The sequence below is a fragment of the Variovorax sp. Root473 genome, from assembly GCF_001426505.1.
In the GTDB taxonomy this organism is placed as follows: Bacteria; Pseudomonadota; Gammaproteobacteria; order Burkholderiales; family Burkholderiaceae_C; genus Variovorax.
On sequence record NZ_LMEV01000001.1, the window covers coordinates 196,767 to 209,658 of the forward strand.

General features: G+C 68.3%; 13 protein-coding genes. 4 read left to right on the forward strand and 9 right to left on the reverse strand.

What is annotated here, in order from left to right; genetic code table 11:
* Nucleotides 1–78: 78 nt before the first annotated feature.
* On the forward strand, nt 79–555 hold the full coding sequence (locus ASD34_RS00910) for a MarR family winged helix-turn-helix transcriptional regulator (RefSeq protein WP_056571842.1): 477 nt from the start codon (nt 79–81) through the stop codon (nt 553–555).
* Nucleotides 556–569: 14 nt separating this feature from the next.
* On the opposite strand, the gene ASD34_RS00915 is transcribed toward ASD34_RS00910, so the two are convergent.
* From ASD34_RS00915 to orn, 6 genes are all read right to left on the reverse strand, one after another.
* Complete coding sequence (locus tag ASD34_RS00915; RefSeq protein WP_056571845.1) at nt 570–1,448, reverse strand: quinone oxidoreductase family protein; 879 nt, start codon at nt 1,446–1,448, stop codon at nt 570–572.
* The gene (locus ASD34_RS00920; RefSeq protein WP_056571848.1) at nt 1,445–2,248 is read right to left on the reverse strand and encodes an alpha/beta fold hydrolase; all 804 of its coding nucleotides are present in this window, start codon (nt 2,246–2,248) and stop codon (nt 1,445–1,447) included. Before ASD34_RS00920 ends, ASD34_RS00915 begins: the two co-directional genes overlap by 4 nt.
* Nucleotides 2,245–3,249 (reverse strand): 3-hydroxybutyryl-CoA dehydrogenase, encoded by a 1,005-nt coding sequence (locus ASD34_RS00925; RefSeq protein WP_056571851.1) that lies wholly within the window; start codon nt 3,247–3,249, stop codon nt 2,245–2,247. Before ASD34_RS00925 ends, ASD34_RS00920 begins: the two co-directional genes overlap by 4 nt.
* The gene (locus ASD34_RS00930) at nt 3,239–4,312 is read right to left on the reverse strand and encodes an NAD/NADP-dependent octopine/nopaline dehydrogenase family protein (protein WP_056571854.1); all 1,074 of its coding nucleotides are present in this window, start codon (nt 4,310–4,312) and stop codon (nt 3,239–3,241) included. The genes ASD34_RS00925 and ASD34_RS00930 overlap by 11 nt, the downstream gene beginning before the upstream one ends.
* A gap of 215 nt (nt 4,313–4,527) precedes the next feature.
* Nucleotides 4,528–6,444 (reverse strand): DEAD/DEAH box helicase, encoded by a 1,917-nt coding sequence (locus tag ASD34_RS00935; RefSeq protein ID WP_056571859.1) that lies wholly within the window; start codon nt 6,442–6,444, stop codon nt 4,528–4,530.
* 248 nt (nt 6,445–6,692) lie between these two features.
* Nucleotides 6,693–7,289, reverse strand: a complete 597-nt coding sequence (gene orn / locus ASD34_RS00940; RefSeq protein WP_200937489.1) for an oligoribonuclease — start codon at nt 7,287–7,289, stop codon at nt 6,693–6,695.
* Nucleotides 7,290–7,351: 62 nt separating this feature from the next.
* On the opposite strand from orn, the gene ASD34_RS00945 reads away from it, so the two are divergent.
* The 3 genes from ASD34_RS00945 to rsgA are packed head-to-tail and all read left to right on the forward strand — an operon-like array spanning nt 7,352 to nt 9,971.
* Entirely contained in the window at nt 7,352–8,617 is a 1,266-nt protein-coding gene (locus ASD34_RS00945) for a M48 family metallopeptidase (protein WP_056572433.1), read from the forward strand.
* Nucleotides 8,618–8,648: 31 nt separating this feature from the next.
* Nucleotides 8,649–8,999 (forward strand): 4a-hydroxytetrahydrobiopterin dehydratase, encoded by a 351-nt coding sequence (locus tag ASD34_RS00950; RefSeq protein ID WP_056571864.1) that lies wholly within the window; start codon nt 8,649–8,651, stop codon nt 8,997–8,999.
* Nucleotides 9,000–9,011: 12 nt separating this feature from the next.
* Nucleotides 9,012–9,971, forward strand: coding sequence for a ribosome small subunit-dependent GTPase A (gene rsgA, locus ASD34_RS00955; RefSeq protein ID WP_056571867.1), 960 nt, complete (start codon nt 9,012–9,014; stop codon nt 9,969–9,971).
* Here the strand turns inward: rsgA and hisC are convergent.
* The 3 genes from hisC to ASD34_RS00970 are packed head-to-tail and all read right to left on the reverse strand — an operon-like array spanning nt 9,965 to nt 12,873.
* On the reverse strand, nt 9,965–11,065 hold the full coding sequence (hisC, locus tag ASD34_RS00960) for a histidinol-phosphate transaminase (protein WP_056571870.1): 1,101 nt from the start codon (nt 11,063–11,065) through the stop codon (nt 9,965–9,967). The genes rsgA and hisC overlap by 7 nt on opposite strands.
* A gap of 4 nt (nt 11,066–11,069) precedes the next feature.
* On the reverse strand, nt 11,070–12,071 hold the full coding sequence (locus ASD34_RS00965) for a CobD/CbiB family protein (RefSeq protein ID WP_056571873.1): 1,002 nt from the start codon (nt 12,069–12,071) through the stop codon (nt 11,070–11,072).
* Nucleotides 12,072–12,129: 58 nt separating this feature from the next.
* Nucleotides 12,130–12,873: a CoA pyrophosphatase gene (locus tag ASD34_RS00970; RefSeq protein WP_200937491.1), complete on the reverse strand. Its 744-nt coding sequence runs from the start codon at nt 12,871–12,873 to the stop codon at nt 12,130–12,132.
* Between the last annotated feature and the right edge of the window lie 19 nt (nt 12,874–12,892).

Below are 12,892 nucleotides of genomic sequence, written 5' to 3' on the forward strand. Positions count from 1 at the left end.
TAGAAATGAATGTATCCACAATCATGAATTACCCTAGCCATGCAATCCGCATGCCTGCGGCAAACAGGAGGCACCGTCATGTCTGAACCGCTCGAGGACACGCATCGCTTCGTCGACGACTACCTTCCCGCGCTGCTCGCGCAGGCCAGCCAGCTGATCTCTTCGGAATTCCACGAGGTGGCGCGGCAGCAGGGTTTCTCGGTATCGGAGTGGCGCGTGATGGCGTCGCTGGCGGGCAGCGACGCGGTCAGCATCGGCCAGCTCGCGCAGGTGACGGTGACCAAGCAGCCGACGGTGACGCGGCTGCTCGACCGCATGGAAGCGCGCGGCCAGGTCGAGCGTTTGCCCCATGAAAGTGATCGCCGCATCACGCTGGTGCGCATCACGCCCGCGGGACTGAAGGCAGTCGAGCACCTGATGGAACTGGCGCGCGAGCACGAGCGCCGCGTGCTTGAACCCTTCGGCCTGCGCCGCGCCGAAGAACTCAAGCAGACGCTGCGGCAGATGATCGACCTGCATGTGCACGTGCCGGTCGAGGTGCCGGACGAAGACTGACGCGTACGGCCTGACTAAGCCACGAGCACCGCGCGGCCGCGATGGCCACGTTGCGCAATCCAGTCGAGTGCCAGCGCAGCATCGGCGAGCGCGAAGGGCTGCACCTCGAGATGCAGTCGGCCATCGGCCAGGCGCGCAAGCAACTCTGGAGCGGCTGCACGGCCTGCGGCTTCGCGCCTGAACATGTTGAGCGGCAGCAGCGCCACATCGCGCTGCAGGAAGTGCGCGATGTCCAGCTGCAGCGTCGGGCCGGCGGTGTAGCCGATCAGCACGGCGCGACCACCGGGGCGCACGGCAGGCAAGGCCGCGGCAAGCACGTCGCCGCCGACGGTGTCGATGAGCAGATCGGCGCTGGCGACGTCAGGCGGTGCGGCTTTCGGATCGACGGGCGTTGCGGTGCAGCCTGCATCGCGTGCCAGCTGCATCACCAGCGAACCCACCGCGCCGCTTGCGCCCGTCACCAGAACTTGCTCTCCAGACTGCAATCGGGCGACCTCGTGCAAGGCGACCCACGCCGATGTGGTGGGCGAGAAGAACGCCGCGCCAAGTGGCATCGGCACCGCATCGGGCAACACGCCGAGTGCGTCGTCAGGCGCATCGATCAGCTCGCACCAGGTGCCGTCGAACAGCGTGCCCAAGCCGCTGCCGCGCAACCACACGCGCTGCCCTTCTGCATACCGCTCGCTCGCGACGACCACGCCCGCCGCTTCCACACCCGGCGTGTACGGCAACGGCGGATGCCGCAGGAAGCGGCCTTGCCACACGGTGCGATCGATGTGGCCGACGGTCGCGGCCTGCATGCGCACGAGGGTGCGGCCGGGTCGCGCCACGGGGTCGGCCACGTCTTCGAGCACCGGCGCGGCATCGAAGCCATGGATGCGAACGGCCTTCATGGCCGTGTCGCCAGAAAGTCGAGCACCGTGCGCGCGAAGGCCTCGGGCATCTGGTCGGGCACGGGCACCATGCCGCCGTCGATGTCGACGATGCGCGCCTGCGGCAGGTGATGCTGCAGCTCTGCCGCATGCGGCGCGGCGAACGGGTCGAGCGTGGCGCGCACGATGAGCGTCGGCTGCGTCACGCGGCCGATGCGCTCTTCCATGCGGTACGAGGCCACGGCGCGGTGGCCTTCTTCGACACGGTGGCCGACCTTCATCGCATCGCACACGAAGGCCTCGAGCAGGTCGGGGCGTCCCGGCGGATAGAACGCCTGCCGCTTCTGCCACAGCGCAGCGAGGTGGCTGCCATCGTCGCTGGGCGCCACTTCGTCGATGGGCGGACGCTGCGCGCGGGCGCGGCGGAACACCTCGTCGGTGTACGGCGTGGACGAGAGCACAAGGCTGCGCACGCGCTCGGAAAACGCCGCGGCCAGTTCGATCGCGATCACGCCGCCGGTGTGGTGCCCCACCACGTCGGCCTGCGCGATGCCGAGCGCATCGAGCAACTCGCACGCGACGCGCGCCCACTGCGCAATGCTCGCGGGCACGCCGCCGTCGGCCGAATCGCCGAAGCCCGCCGTGTCCATGGCGATGGCGCGGTAGCCCGCGCCGGCGATCAGCGGCAGCACCTCGCGGTACTCGGCCCAGCTGCGCGGCGACTGGTGCAGCAGCAGCACGGCCGGCGCCTGCGCATCGCCGCACACGGCGTGGTGCACCTGCCCCACCGACAGGTCGGCGAAGGCGCGGCGGATCGTCATGACAGCGTCTCGTCGGCCGGCGCGCGCCACAGGCCCGCGTGCTTCAGTTCGCCGAGCGTGCGCGAGAGCACGTCGCGCCGGTAGGCGGCGGTGTCGCGGCCCGCGTAGTCGTAGAAGCCGCTGCCGCTCTTCAGGCCCAGCCGCCCTTCCTCGACCATGCGCCCGACGATGGCCGGCGCGGTGTAGCGCCCCGCGTCGAGCGAGGCCGACATCTCGCGGCTCGCGTGATGCAGGATGTCGCAGCCGCCGAAGTCGATGAACTCGACCACGCCGAGTGCCGCGAAGCGCAGGCCCAGGCCGTAGCGCGTGGCCTTGTCGATCTCTTCCGCCGTGGCAGCGCCTTCTTCGATCATGCGGGCTGCCTCGTTCATCACGAGCGCCTGCAGGCGCGGCACGATGTAGCCGGGCGACGCGCCGCAGACCACGGGTAGCTTGCCGATGGCCTCCATCAGTGCCTTGGTGCGTGCGAGCACGCCGGCGTCGGTGCCGGGGTGGCAACTCAGTTCGACCACGGGGATCACGTAGGCCGGGTTGAGCCAGTGCATGTTCAAGAAGCGCTCGGGCCGGCGCACCAGCGCGGCCAGCTGCGTCACGAGGATGCTGCTGGTGGTCGAGGTGAGGATCGCGTCGTCGCGGCAATGGCGGTTGAGGTGCTCGAAGGCCTCGCGCTTGGCCTCCATGGTTTCGGGCACGCCTTCGAACACCAGCTCGGCGGCGGCCAATGCGCGCGGTGCGTCTGCTGCGTTCACGAAGTCCACGCGCGCGGCGATGCGCTCGACCTGCGAGGCATCGATCACACCGAGCTGTGCAAGGCCTGAAAGGCTCGCAGCGATTTCCGCTTGCGCCTCGTCGCGCAGGCGCTGCCACGCCTGGGGCGTGCGCGGGCGCAGGTCGATCAGCGAAATGCGGTGGCCCGCATAGGCGAACGCGATGGCGATGCCGCGCCCCATGCGGCCGGCGCCCACGGCGGCAAAGCGCGGCGGCGCGGGCTCATTCGCCATCGTGCAACCTCTGCTTGAGCTGGGCCGCGCTCAGGCTGGCCAGGCCCAGGCTTTCGAAGGTGCGCGGCCCCTGGCGCAGGTCGCGCCCGAGGAAGCCGCCGACGATGGCCAGCAGGCCGTGGGCGATGGGCGCATCCACGCCCGCATGGCGCGCGGCCGAGGCCAGGAAGGCCAGGCCGAGTTCGGTGTCTTCGGTGATGTAGCGGTGCGTGTGCAGGTCGATGTTCTCGCGCCAGTCGCCCGACTTGACGAGCTGCTTGTGTGCATCGCCGTACATCCACTGGTCGTTGTTGTAGTGGTCGGCCAGCGGGTAGTGCGGCGCGCCCTGCCCGAAGGCCTCGCGCACGGCCATGCGTTCGCGGTCGAGGCGGTCGGTCACGTCGCGCACGGCGCGCTGCGTGCCTTCGTTGTGGATGTCCCAGCGCTCGAAATGCTGCAGCGGCGCGGCGTTCATCACCATCAGCGGCGGGTGGATGACGGGGCCGGCGTTCATCAGCGCGCCCGAGAGCGCGTCGCCGCAACCGTGCACGGCCGGGTAGGCGCGGCGGATCACCTCGATCGCCTGCGCCTCCTTGCGCGCCGGGTAGACGCCGGTGGGCAGGCGGATGGCGCGGATGGTGACGTTGACCTCGCGCTCGCCGTGCTTGCGCGCAAGGTACGGCAAGGTGCCGGTCTCGGCCCAGGCCACGTCGGCGCGGTTGCCGGCGGCCTTCACAGCCTGCGCCATCACGTAGCTGCCGAAGGTGCCCGGCGGCAGGAACACGACCTGGCCGTCGACCAGGTGCGGCGCCATGGCCAGCGCGATGTCGTGCTGGGCGATGGCGGGCGTGGGAATGACGATGAGTTCGGCGCCCTTCAGCGCGGCGCCGATGTCGGCGGTAGCGAGCGCAATGGGCACCTCGCGCGCACCGGCAGCGTCTTTCAGCGTGATCGCGCCGGCTTGCACGACCGGCTCGAGCGCCGCAGCGTCACGGCGCCACAGGCGTACTTCATGGCCGGTTTCAGACAGGTCCGCGGCGGCCGCATAGGCGCCGTGGCCACCCCCAAGGATCGCAATTTTCATGATCGAAAGTCGAGAACAGGTGTCGATGAACCGGCAGCCGCGAACGGACCGGGGAGAAGCAATGCGCTATTACATTACTTTTCATCGATTCAGGTGTCAACCAACTTCATGAGCGCCGGACTGCTCGGAAACCCGACAACGAAAAAGCCCGCGTTCGTGAGAAGCGCGGGCTTTTGGGAGGAAGCAGCCCTTTTCAGGGCCGCTTGCGGGGGCGATCAGCGGCTGGGCTTGAACGCGCGCTTTTGCGCGTCGCGGGGCACGAACACCTTGCCCGGGCCGCCGTGGCCGGCGCCGTTGCCGCGTGGTGCGAAACCTTCGCGGGGCGCAAAGCCTTCACGGGGTGCGAAACCGCCGTCGCCGCGACCGCCGCCATGGCCGTGGCCGCCGCGCGGGGCGCTGTCGCCCCAGCCCGGCTTGCGACCGTAGCCGCCGCCATTGCCACCATTGCCGCCTTCGTCACGGCCGCCGCCGAAGCCGGCGTTCTGGCCGCCCTGGAAGCCGCGCGGGCCTTGGCCCTGGGCCGGGCCGCGCGAATTGCGGTCGTTGAAGCCGCTGGCGCCGGCATAGCCGCCGCCGTTGTTGTTGCCACGGTAGCCACCGCCGCCGCCTGCACCACCGTTGCCGAACTTGCGATCGCGCGAGAAATTGTCGCCACGGCCACCGCGGTACTCGCCCATCGGGGGACGCGATTGCGGCATGCGCTGTTGCGGCTCGAGGCCGGCAACCACTTCCGCCTTGAACTGCTGGCGGCTGTAGTGCTCGATGTCCATGATCTTGCGGCGATCGCGGAACTCGGCAAACGTGATGGCCAGGCCATCGCGGCCGGCACGGCCGGTGCGGCCGATGCGGTGGGTGTAGTCCTCGGCCTTCATCGGCAGGCCGAAGTTGAAGACGTGGGTGATGGTCGGCACGTCGATGCCGCGGGCGGCAACGTCGGTCGCCACCAGGATCTGCACCTGGCCCTGGCGCAGTGCCATCAGGCGGCGGTTGCGCAGGCCCTGGCTCAGGGCGCCGTGCAGCGCGACGGCGCTGAAGCCTTCTTGCTGCAGGTCGTTGGCGAGGCCGTCGCACTCGACTTGCGTGCTGGCGAACACGATCGCTTGGTTGATGCTGGTGTCGCGCAGCCAGTGGTCGAGCAGCTTGCGCTTGTGCTGGCTGTTGTCGGCCCAGTACAGCGACTGCTTGATGTTGGCGTGCTTCTCTTGCGGGCTGTCGATGGTGATGCGCTGCGGCTCGCGCATGACGCGCTGGGCCAGCTGCTGGATGCGCGGCGCGAAGGTGGCGCTGAACATCATGGTCTGCTGGCGCTCGATGGTGAGCTGGTTGACTTCAGCCAGGTCATCGGCAAAGCCGAGGTCGAGCATGCGGTCGGCTTCGTCGACGACGAGGAACTTGACCTGGTCGAGCTTGAGCTGCTGCGAACGCTGCAGGTCGAGCAGGCGGCCTGGCGTGGCGACCACGAGGTCGGCGTTCTGCAGCTTGGCGATCTGCAGCTGGTACGGCATGCCGCCCACCACGTTGGCGACGCGCAGGCCGCGGCAGTGGCGAACCAGTTCGATGGCGTCGTGTGCGACTTGCTGCGCGAGTTCGCGCGTCGGGCACAGGATCAGGGCGCCGGGGGTGGCGGCCTTGAAATGACGGGCATTGGTCGGGTCCTTGCGCTTGGGCTTCTTGAGCGGCGCTTCGCCACGGGCAGCAGCTTCAGCGGCCAGGCGCTGGAACTCGGCCTTGGCTTCGGCTTCGGCTTCGGCCTGGCGCTTGATCAGCGTGTGCAGCACCGGCAGCAGGAAGGCAGCGGTCTTGCCCGAGCCGGTCTGGCTCGACACCATCAGGTCGACGAAGCGGGCCGAACCGGCTTCGCCCATGGCGATCGGCACGACCTTTTCCTGCACGGTGGTCGGCTGGGTGAAACCCATGTCGGCCACGGCGGCGATCAGTTCGGGGGCGAGGCCCAGCTTGATGAAACCGTTGGGCGCGGCGGGCGCTTCGGCTTCGGCGGCCTCGGGGGCTGCGGCGTCCAGCGCGTCGAGGATCGGGGCCTCGGACACGGTTTCCGCGACAGCGGTGAATTCGTTGTGGGTAGCGGATTGCACAGGCGCGAGTTCGCCCTGCGCTTCAAAAGCGTCGGTCATGAATATCAATCTCAAACGCGAGCGCTGCCGTAGGCGGCGCCCCGTTGGTGGTTAAAAACATCAACCATCCAACGACATTCAACTTCCGGCTTTCGTCGGAGGCTGCGGCCCTTTTTGATCAGCGAATGCGATCGGGCGCGGTGTGCAAGATAGGGAGATGCAAGAGACGCTGATCTGTGTCCAAAGACACGTTCAAATCAGCGAAGCCTGCGATTATGGCACGGCTTCGGGTTTTTACCTAATCGCTGTCAATCCACCAAGCGCAGGAAGGTTTCCCGGTAGTGCGCCAGCTCCTCGATGGACTCGTGCACGTCGGCCAGCGCGGTGTGCGCCTGCTGCTTCTTGAAGGCGGTGTAGGCCGAAGGCTTCCAGCGCTTGGCCAGTTCCTTGAGGGTGCTGACGTCGAGGTTGCGGTAGTGGAAGTACGCCTCGAGCCTGGGCATGAACTTGACCAGGAAGCGCCGGTCCTGCCCGATGGTGTTGCCACACATCGGCGAGCCGCTGCGGGGGATGTACTTGGCGATGAATTCGAGCAACTGCTGCTCGGCCGCGGCTTCGTCCAGCGTGGAGGCCTTGACCTTGTCGATCAGGCCGCTGCGGCCGTGGGTGCCCTTGTTCCAGGCGTCCATGGCGTCGAGCACGGCGTCGCTCTGGTGGATGACGAGCACGGGGCCGTCGATGCGGGGCGTGAGGTCGGGGCCAGTGACGACCACGGCGATCTCGAGCAGGCGCTCTTTCTCGGGGTCGAGGCCGCTCATTTCGCAGTCGAGCCAGACCAGGTTCTGGTCGCTTTTCTTCAGGGTGGGGGCGGCAGCGGGGGGCGTCGGGTCAAGGGATTCGGGCATCGCAGGATTGTCGTCGAAGGCCTGCGCCCCGATATACCGGGGACTAAACTCGCCGCTTCATGATGTCCTACTCACTTATCTTCACCTTCGCTTTCGCGGCTGCACTCGTCGCGGGCCTGCTCGTGAAGTTCTGGCTGGCCACCCGCCAGGTGCGCCATGTGGCGCGCCACCGCGGCGCCGTACCGGCCGCCTTCGCGCAGACCATCACGCTGACTGCGCACCAGAAGGCCGCCGACTACACCATCGCCAAAGCGCGCTTCGGACTCATCGAGATGGCGTGGGGCGCCGCCCTGCTGCTGGGCTGGACGCTGCTCGGCGGGCTCGACCTGCTGAACAAGCTGCTGCTGGTGTGGCTGGGCGGCGGCATGGTGCAGCAGCTGGTGCTGCTGGCGGCCTTTGCGCTCATCGGCGGCCTGCTGGAGTTGCCGTTCACGCTGTGGCAAACCTTCCGGCTCGAGGAGCGCTTCGGCTTCAACAAGATGACCTGGAAGCTCTGGCTCACCGACACCCTCAAGTCGACGCTGCTGGGCGCGCTGATCGGGCTGCCGATTGCGGCGCTCATCCTGTGGCTCATGGGCGCGGCCGGCACGCTCTGGTGGCTCTGGGCCTGGGGCGCGTGGATGGGCTTCAACCTGCTGCTGATGCTGATCTACCCGACCTTCATCGCGCCGCTGTTCAACAAGTTCAAGCCGCTGGACGACCCGACGCTGAGGGCGCGCGTCACCGCACTCATGAAGCGCTGCGGCTTCGCGGCCAAAGGCCTGTTCGTGATGGACGGCAGCACGCGCAGCGCACACGCCAATGCCTACTTCACCGGCTTCGGCGCCAGCAAGCGCGTGGTGTTCTACGACACGCTGCTGCGCCAGCTCAACGCCGGCGAAGTCGAGGCCGTGCTCGCACACGAACTGGGCCACTTCAAGCACCGCCACATCGTCAAGCGCCTCGTCGCGATGTTCGCGCTGAGCCTGGCGGGCTTCGCGCTCCTGGGCTGGGTGTCGACGCAGGTCTGGTTCTACGCCGGCCTCGGCGTGCAGCCCAACCTGTCGCCCGCGGCGCCCAACAACGCGCTGGCGCTGCTGCTGTTCATGCTGGCCGTGCCGGTGTTCAGCTTCTTCGTCGCCCCGCTGCCGGCGCGCCTGTCGCGCAAGCACGAGTTCGAGGCCGACGCCTACGCCGTGGCGCAGACCAGCGGCGCCGACCTGTCGGCCGCCCTGCTCAAGCTGTACCAGGACAACGCATCAACGCTCACGCCCGACCCGGTGTTCGTCAAGTTCTACTACTCCCACCCGCCTGCCTCCGAGCGCCTTGCGCGCATGGGTGCGGCGTGATCCTCGATTCACTTTTTCTGCGAAGCCCCTCATGAGCAGCATGTTCAAACCCAAGGACTGGAAGAACCTTCCGCCCCGCAAGGCCCTGAGCGCCACCGAGATCGTTTCGGGCCTGGCCCAGCTCGACGGCTGGAAGCTCACCGGCGACGGCGCCGATGTCGCGATCGAGAAGACCTTCACCTTCGCGAACTACTTCGAGACCATCGCCTTCGTGAATGCGCTGGCGATGGTGGCTCACACGCAGGACCATCACCCCGACCTGTCGGTGCACTACAACCGCTGCGTGGTGCGCTTCAGCACGCACGATGTGAACGGTCTGTCGATCACCGATTTCGATTGCGCTCGGCAGGCCGACGCGCTGGTTGCGAGCCCCGCCGCATGAGGGCACGCGCCTGTGGCTAAGCCGGGCCGCGCCGCCTTCACCCCCGCTGCGCACAACACGGGGAAGGCGCACCACGACGGCCTCGTCGTCGCCAGCCACGGGCGTCACTGCCTCGTCGAAACGCCCACGGGCGAGCGGCTGATCTGCCATCCGCGCGGCAAGAAAAGCCAGGCCGTGGTCGGCGACCGCGTGCGCTGGCAGGCCACCGAAGACGAAGGCACCATCGAAGAGGTGCTGCCGCGGCGCAACCTCTTCTACCGGCAGGACGAGATCCGCACCAAGTCGTTCGCAGCGAACCTCGACCACGTGCTGATCCTGATCGCCGCCGAGCCGGAGTTTTCCGAACACCAGTTGGCGCGCGCGCTGATCGCGGCCGAAGCCCAACGCATCACGCCCATCATCGCGCTCAACAAGAGCGACCTCGTCGAACCTTTCGCGCGCGCCTGGACCAAGCTGGCGCCCTACCGCCGCATGCACCACGGCGTGCTGCCGCTGTCGCTCAAGGCCTCGGGCGAGGCGGACTACGCCTCGCTGATGAAGCTGCTCGCGGGCAAGTCCACGCTGGTGCTCGGCCCGTCGGGTTCGGGCAAGAGCACGCTCACCAACCTGCTGGTGCCTGGCGCAAGCGTGCTGACGCAAGAAATCTCGCAGGCCCTCAACTCGGGCAAGCACACGACCACCAGCACCACCTGGTACTGGATCGACGAGGCCCGCACCACGGGCCTCATCGACTCGCCGGGTTTCCAGGAATTCGGCCTGAACCACATCGAGCCGATGCAGCTCGCTGGCCTCATGCCCGACATCGCCGAGCACACGGGCGACTGCAAGTTCTACAACTGCACCCACCTGCACGAACCCAGCTGCGGCGTGATTTCGAACGTCGAGACGCCGACGCAACCCGGACCGATCAGCGCTTCGCGCTACAAGATCTACGGCGAGCTGTTCGCCGAGTTGAGCCAGACGCGCTACTGAGCGGCGTCTGGCTCGAGGATGGCCTGCAGCGCGTGCACCAGCGCACTGCACTGCTCCCGCGTGCCGATGCTGATGCGCAAATACTGCACGATGCGCGGCTGCCTGAAATGCCGCACCAGCACGGCACGCTCGCGCAGCAAGGCGGCCAGCTCGGCCGCATCGCGCTGCGGATGGCGTGCGAACACGAAGTTGGCCTGCGACGGCAGCACCTCAAAACCCAGGTCCTCGAGCTGCAGAGTCAGGCCTTCGCGCGTGTCGACGACCTGGTCGCGCGTTTGGCGAAACCACGCCTCGTCGTCGAGCGAGGCCACGGCGCCAGCGGACGCCAGCCGGTCGATGGGGTACGAATTGAAGCTGTCCTTGACCCGCACGAGCGCGTCGATCAGGTGCGCCTGCCCGCAGGCGAAACCGACGCGAAGGCCGGCCAGCGAGCGCGACTTGGACAGGGTCTGCACCACGAGCAGGTTCGGATAACGGCCGATCAGCGACAGTGCGCTCTCGCCGCCGAAATCGACATACGCCTCGTCGACCAGCACCACGCGATCGGGGCACGCCGCAAGCAGCTGCTCGATGCGCGCCAGCGGCTGGCCGATGCCGGTTGGCGCGTTCGGGTTGGCGATGACGATGCCGCCGCAGCCCTGGCGGGCGCGCGCCGCGAAAGCGTCGATGTCGATGCGCAAGCCGGCATCGACCGGCACCTGCTCACAAGCGATGCCATAGAGCTGGGCATAGACCTTGTAAAAGCTGTAGCTCACGTCGGGCATCAGCAGCGGCTGCGCCTGCTGGAAAAAGGCGAAGAACGCGTGCGCGAGCACTTCGTCCGAGCCGTTGCCCGCGAACACTTCGCCCACCTGCAGGCCGTGGCGGCGTGCCACGGCTTCGCGCAGCGCGAGCGACGTGGGGTCGGGGTAGCGCTCCAGGCCGTCGGCGGCCGCGCGCTGGATCGCCGCGATGACGTCCGGCGATGGCGGATACGGGTTCTCGTTGGTATTGAGCTTGACGAGGTTGGTGATGCGCGGCTGCTCGCCGGGCACGTAAGGCTCGAGCGCGCCGATGCGCGGGCTCCAGAAGGCCGGTGCGGGCGGCGTGGTCATGGCCTCAGCCCAGCAGCCGCGCGAGCGTGAGCAAGGCCAGCAGCACCATCCACATCACGACCGATCGCCAGACCAGGCCGACCACGCTGCGCAGGTGGCCGGGCTCGGGCTCGCGGCCCGGCGTGCTGCCGCTGTCCAGGCGCCGCCCGACGCTCGGCGACTCGCCGGCCTGTGCGCGCGGCAGCGGATCGGCCACCGGGATCGGACTCAGCGAGCCGCCGCCCAGGCGCACGTTCACCGCGCCGGACGTGGCCGCGAGGATCACGCCGTCGTTCTCGTTGGGGAAGCGCCGCGCGTCATTGCGCCAGCAGTCGATGGCCTCTTCGAAGCTGCCGACCACGGCGAAGCCAAGCGCCGTGATGCGCGCGGGCAGCCAGTCGACGGCATGCCAGGCGCGCTCGGCGGCGTCCTGCACCGCCACGCTCGAAGGCTGCACGGGCGCGCCGTTCTTGTGGGCCCAGTAGCGCGCGACGAACTCGTTCATGCGATAGAACACCGCGCCCGCCGGCCCCAGGCCGAGCGCGGCGAGCACCGAGAACCAGGCCAGCACGCCGAACACATGGCGGTGTGCCGCAATGACCGAATGCTCGATCACATGGCGCACGATTTCGCTGCGCGGCAGTTCGGCGGCATCGACGCCCTGCCAGTGCGCCAGCAGCGAGCGCGCGAGCGGCTCGTCGCCCTCGTCGAGCGCATCGCGGATGTCGGTGAAATGGTGGCTGAACTGGCGAAAGCCCAGCGTCATGTAGAGCACCGCGACGCTCCACAGCACGGCGAACGGCAGGCCCAGCGTGAGCACCAGCAGCCAGTGCACGCCCAGCGACAGCAGCGTGGGCACGAACACCGCGAGCCCCCAGGCGATCCATCCGTGGTGCGGCTTGCCCGCATCGAAGTTGCGGCTGGTCCAGCGCGTCCACGCCAGGACGCCGCCGTACACGGGGTTGTGCGGGCCCAGCGGCCGCACCTGCTCGATCAGCAACGCGCACAGGATGGCAAAGAAGCTCATCCTTCGATGATAGCGAGAGCCCCTGAAGGTTTCGGCCCCAGGTTGCGCCGCATCCGTCTCAGGCAGCGAGGAAGCGGTAGAGGTTGCGCAGCATGCCCGCCGTGGCGCCCCAGACGAAGCGCTCGTGGGGACCGTCGACGTACGGCATCGAGTACCACGTGCGACGGACACCATCGGTGGCGCTGACGGCATGGCGGCGGTGGTTGGCCGGATCCATGAGCCAGGCCAGCGGCACCTCGAAGGCCTCGGCCACCTCGAACGGGTTGATGTCCAGCACGAAGTCGGGCTGCACCAGCGCGACCACCGGGGTCACCACGAACGAGGTGACGGTCGTGTAGGTCGGCAGGGAGCCGAGCACTTCGATGAACTGTGCCGACAGGCCCACTTCTTCCCAGGCTTCGCGCAATGCGGCGGCCTGGATGTTGGCGTCTTCAGGATCAACGCGCCCGCCGGGAAACGCGACCTGCCCCGAATGGGTCGACAGGTGCGTGGTGCGCTCGGTGAGCAGCACAGTCGCGCCTTGCGGGCGCTGCACGATCGGCACCAGCACGGCGGCCTGCGCCGGCACCCGGTCGCTCATGCGCGGCTCGCGGCGCAGTTCGGGCGTCCATACGGGTGGCGAGGCAAAGCGTGCACGCAAGGCGGTTGCCGTCAGCTGCGCCGGCGCCACCGCCGGCAGACCATCGCTTCCGTCCACGAAGGGCGCCTGGCGCGGGTCGATCTGCAGCAACGCGGGCGGCACCACGGCATTGACGGGTTCGACGACGGCGGAGGGCGTGGGGGCGGAGGTGGATGAGGTCAAGAGAGGATGCGGCCTGTGG

Bases quoted from the DNA above. Each gene is read 5' to 3' on its own strand.
- ASD34_RS00910 (WP_056571842.1), top strand. From the start codon at position 79: ATGTCTGAACCGCTCGAGGACACGCATCGCTTCGTCGACGACTACCTT.
- ASD34_RS00945 (WP_056572433.1), top strand. From the start codon at position 7,352: ATGTCCTACTCACTTATCTTCACCTTCGCTTTCGCGGCTGCACTCGTC.
- hisC (WP_056571870.1), bottom strand. From the start codon at position 11,065: ATGACCACGCCGCCCGCACCGGCCTTCTGGAGCCCGCGCATCGGCGCG.
- ASD34_RS00925 (WP_056571851.1), bottom strand. From the start codon at position 3,249: ATGGCGAATGAGCCCGCGCCGCCGCGCTTTGCCGCCGTGGGCGCCGGC.
- ASD34_RS00920 (WP_056571848.1), bottom strand. From the start codon at position 2,248: ATGACGATCCGCCGCGCCTTCGCCGACCTGTCGGTGGGGCAGGTGCAC.
- orn (WP_200937489.1), bottom strand. From the start codon at position 7,289: ATGCCCGAATCCCTTGACCCGACGCCCCCCGCTGCCGCCCCCACCCTG.
- ASD34_RS00930 (WP_056571854.1), bottom strand. From the start codon at position 4,312: ATGAAAATTGCGATCCTTGGGGGTGGCCACGGCGCCTATGCGGCCGCC.
- ASD34_RS00935 (WP_056571859.1), bottom strand. From the start codon at position 6,444: ATGACCGACGCTTTTGAAGCGCAGGGCGAACTCGCGCCTGTGCAATCC.
- ASD34_RS00965 (WP_056571873.1), bottom strand. From the start codon at position 12,071: ATGAGCTTCTTTGCCATCCTGTGCGCGTTGCTGATCGAGCAGGTGCGG.
- ASD34_RS00950 (WP_056571864.1), top strand. From the start codon at position 8,649: ATGAGCAGCATGTTCAAACCCAAGGACTGGAAGAACCTTCCGCCCCGC.
- ASD34_RS00915 (WP_056571845.1), bottom strand. From the start codon at position 1,448: ATGAAGGCCGTTCGCATCCATGGCTTCGATGCCGCGCCGGTGCTCGAA.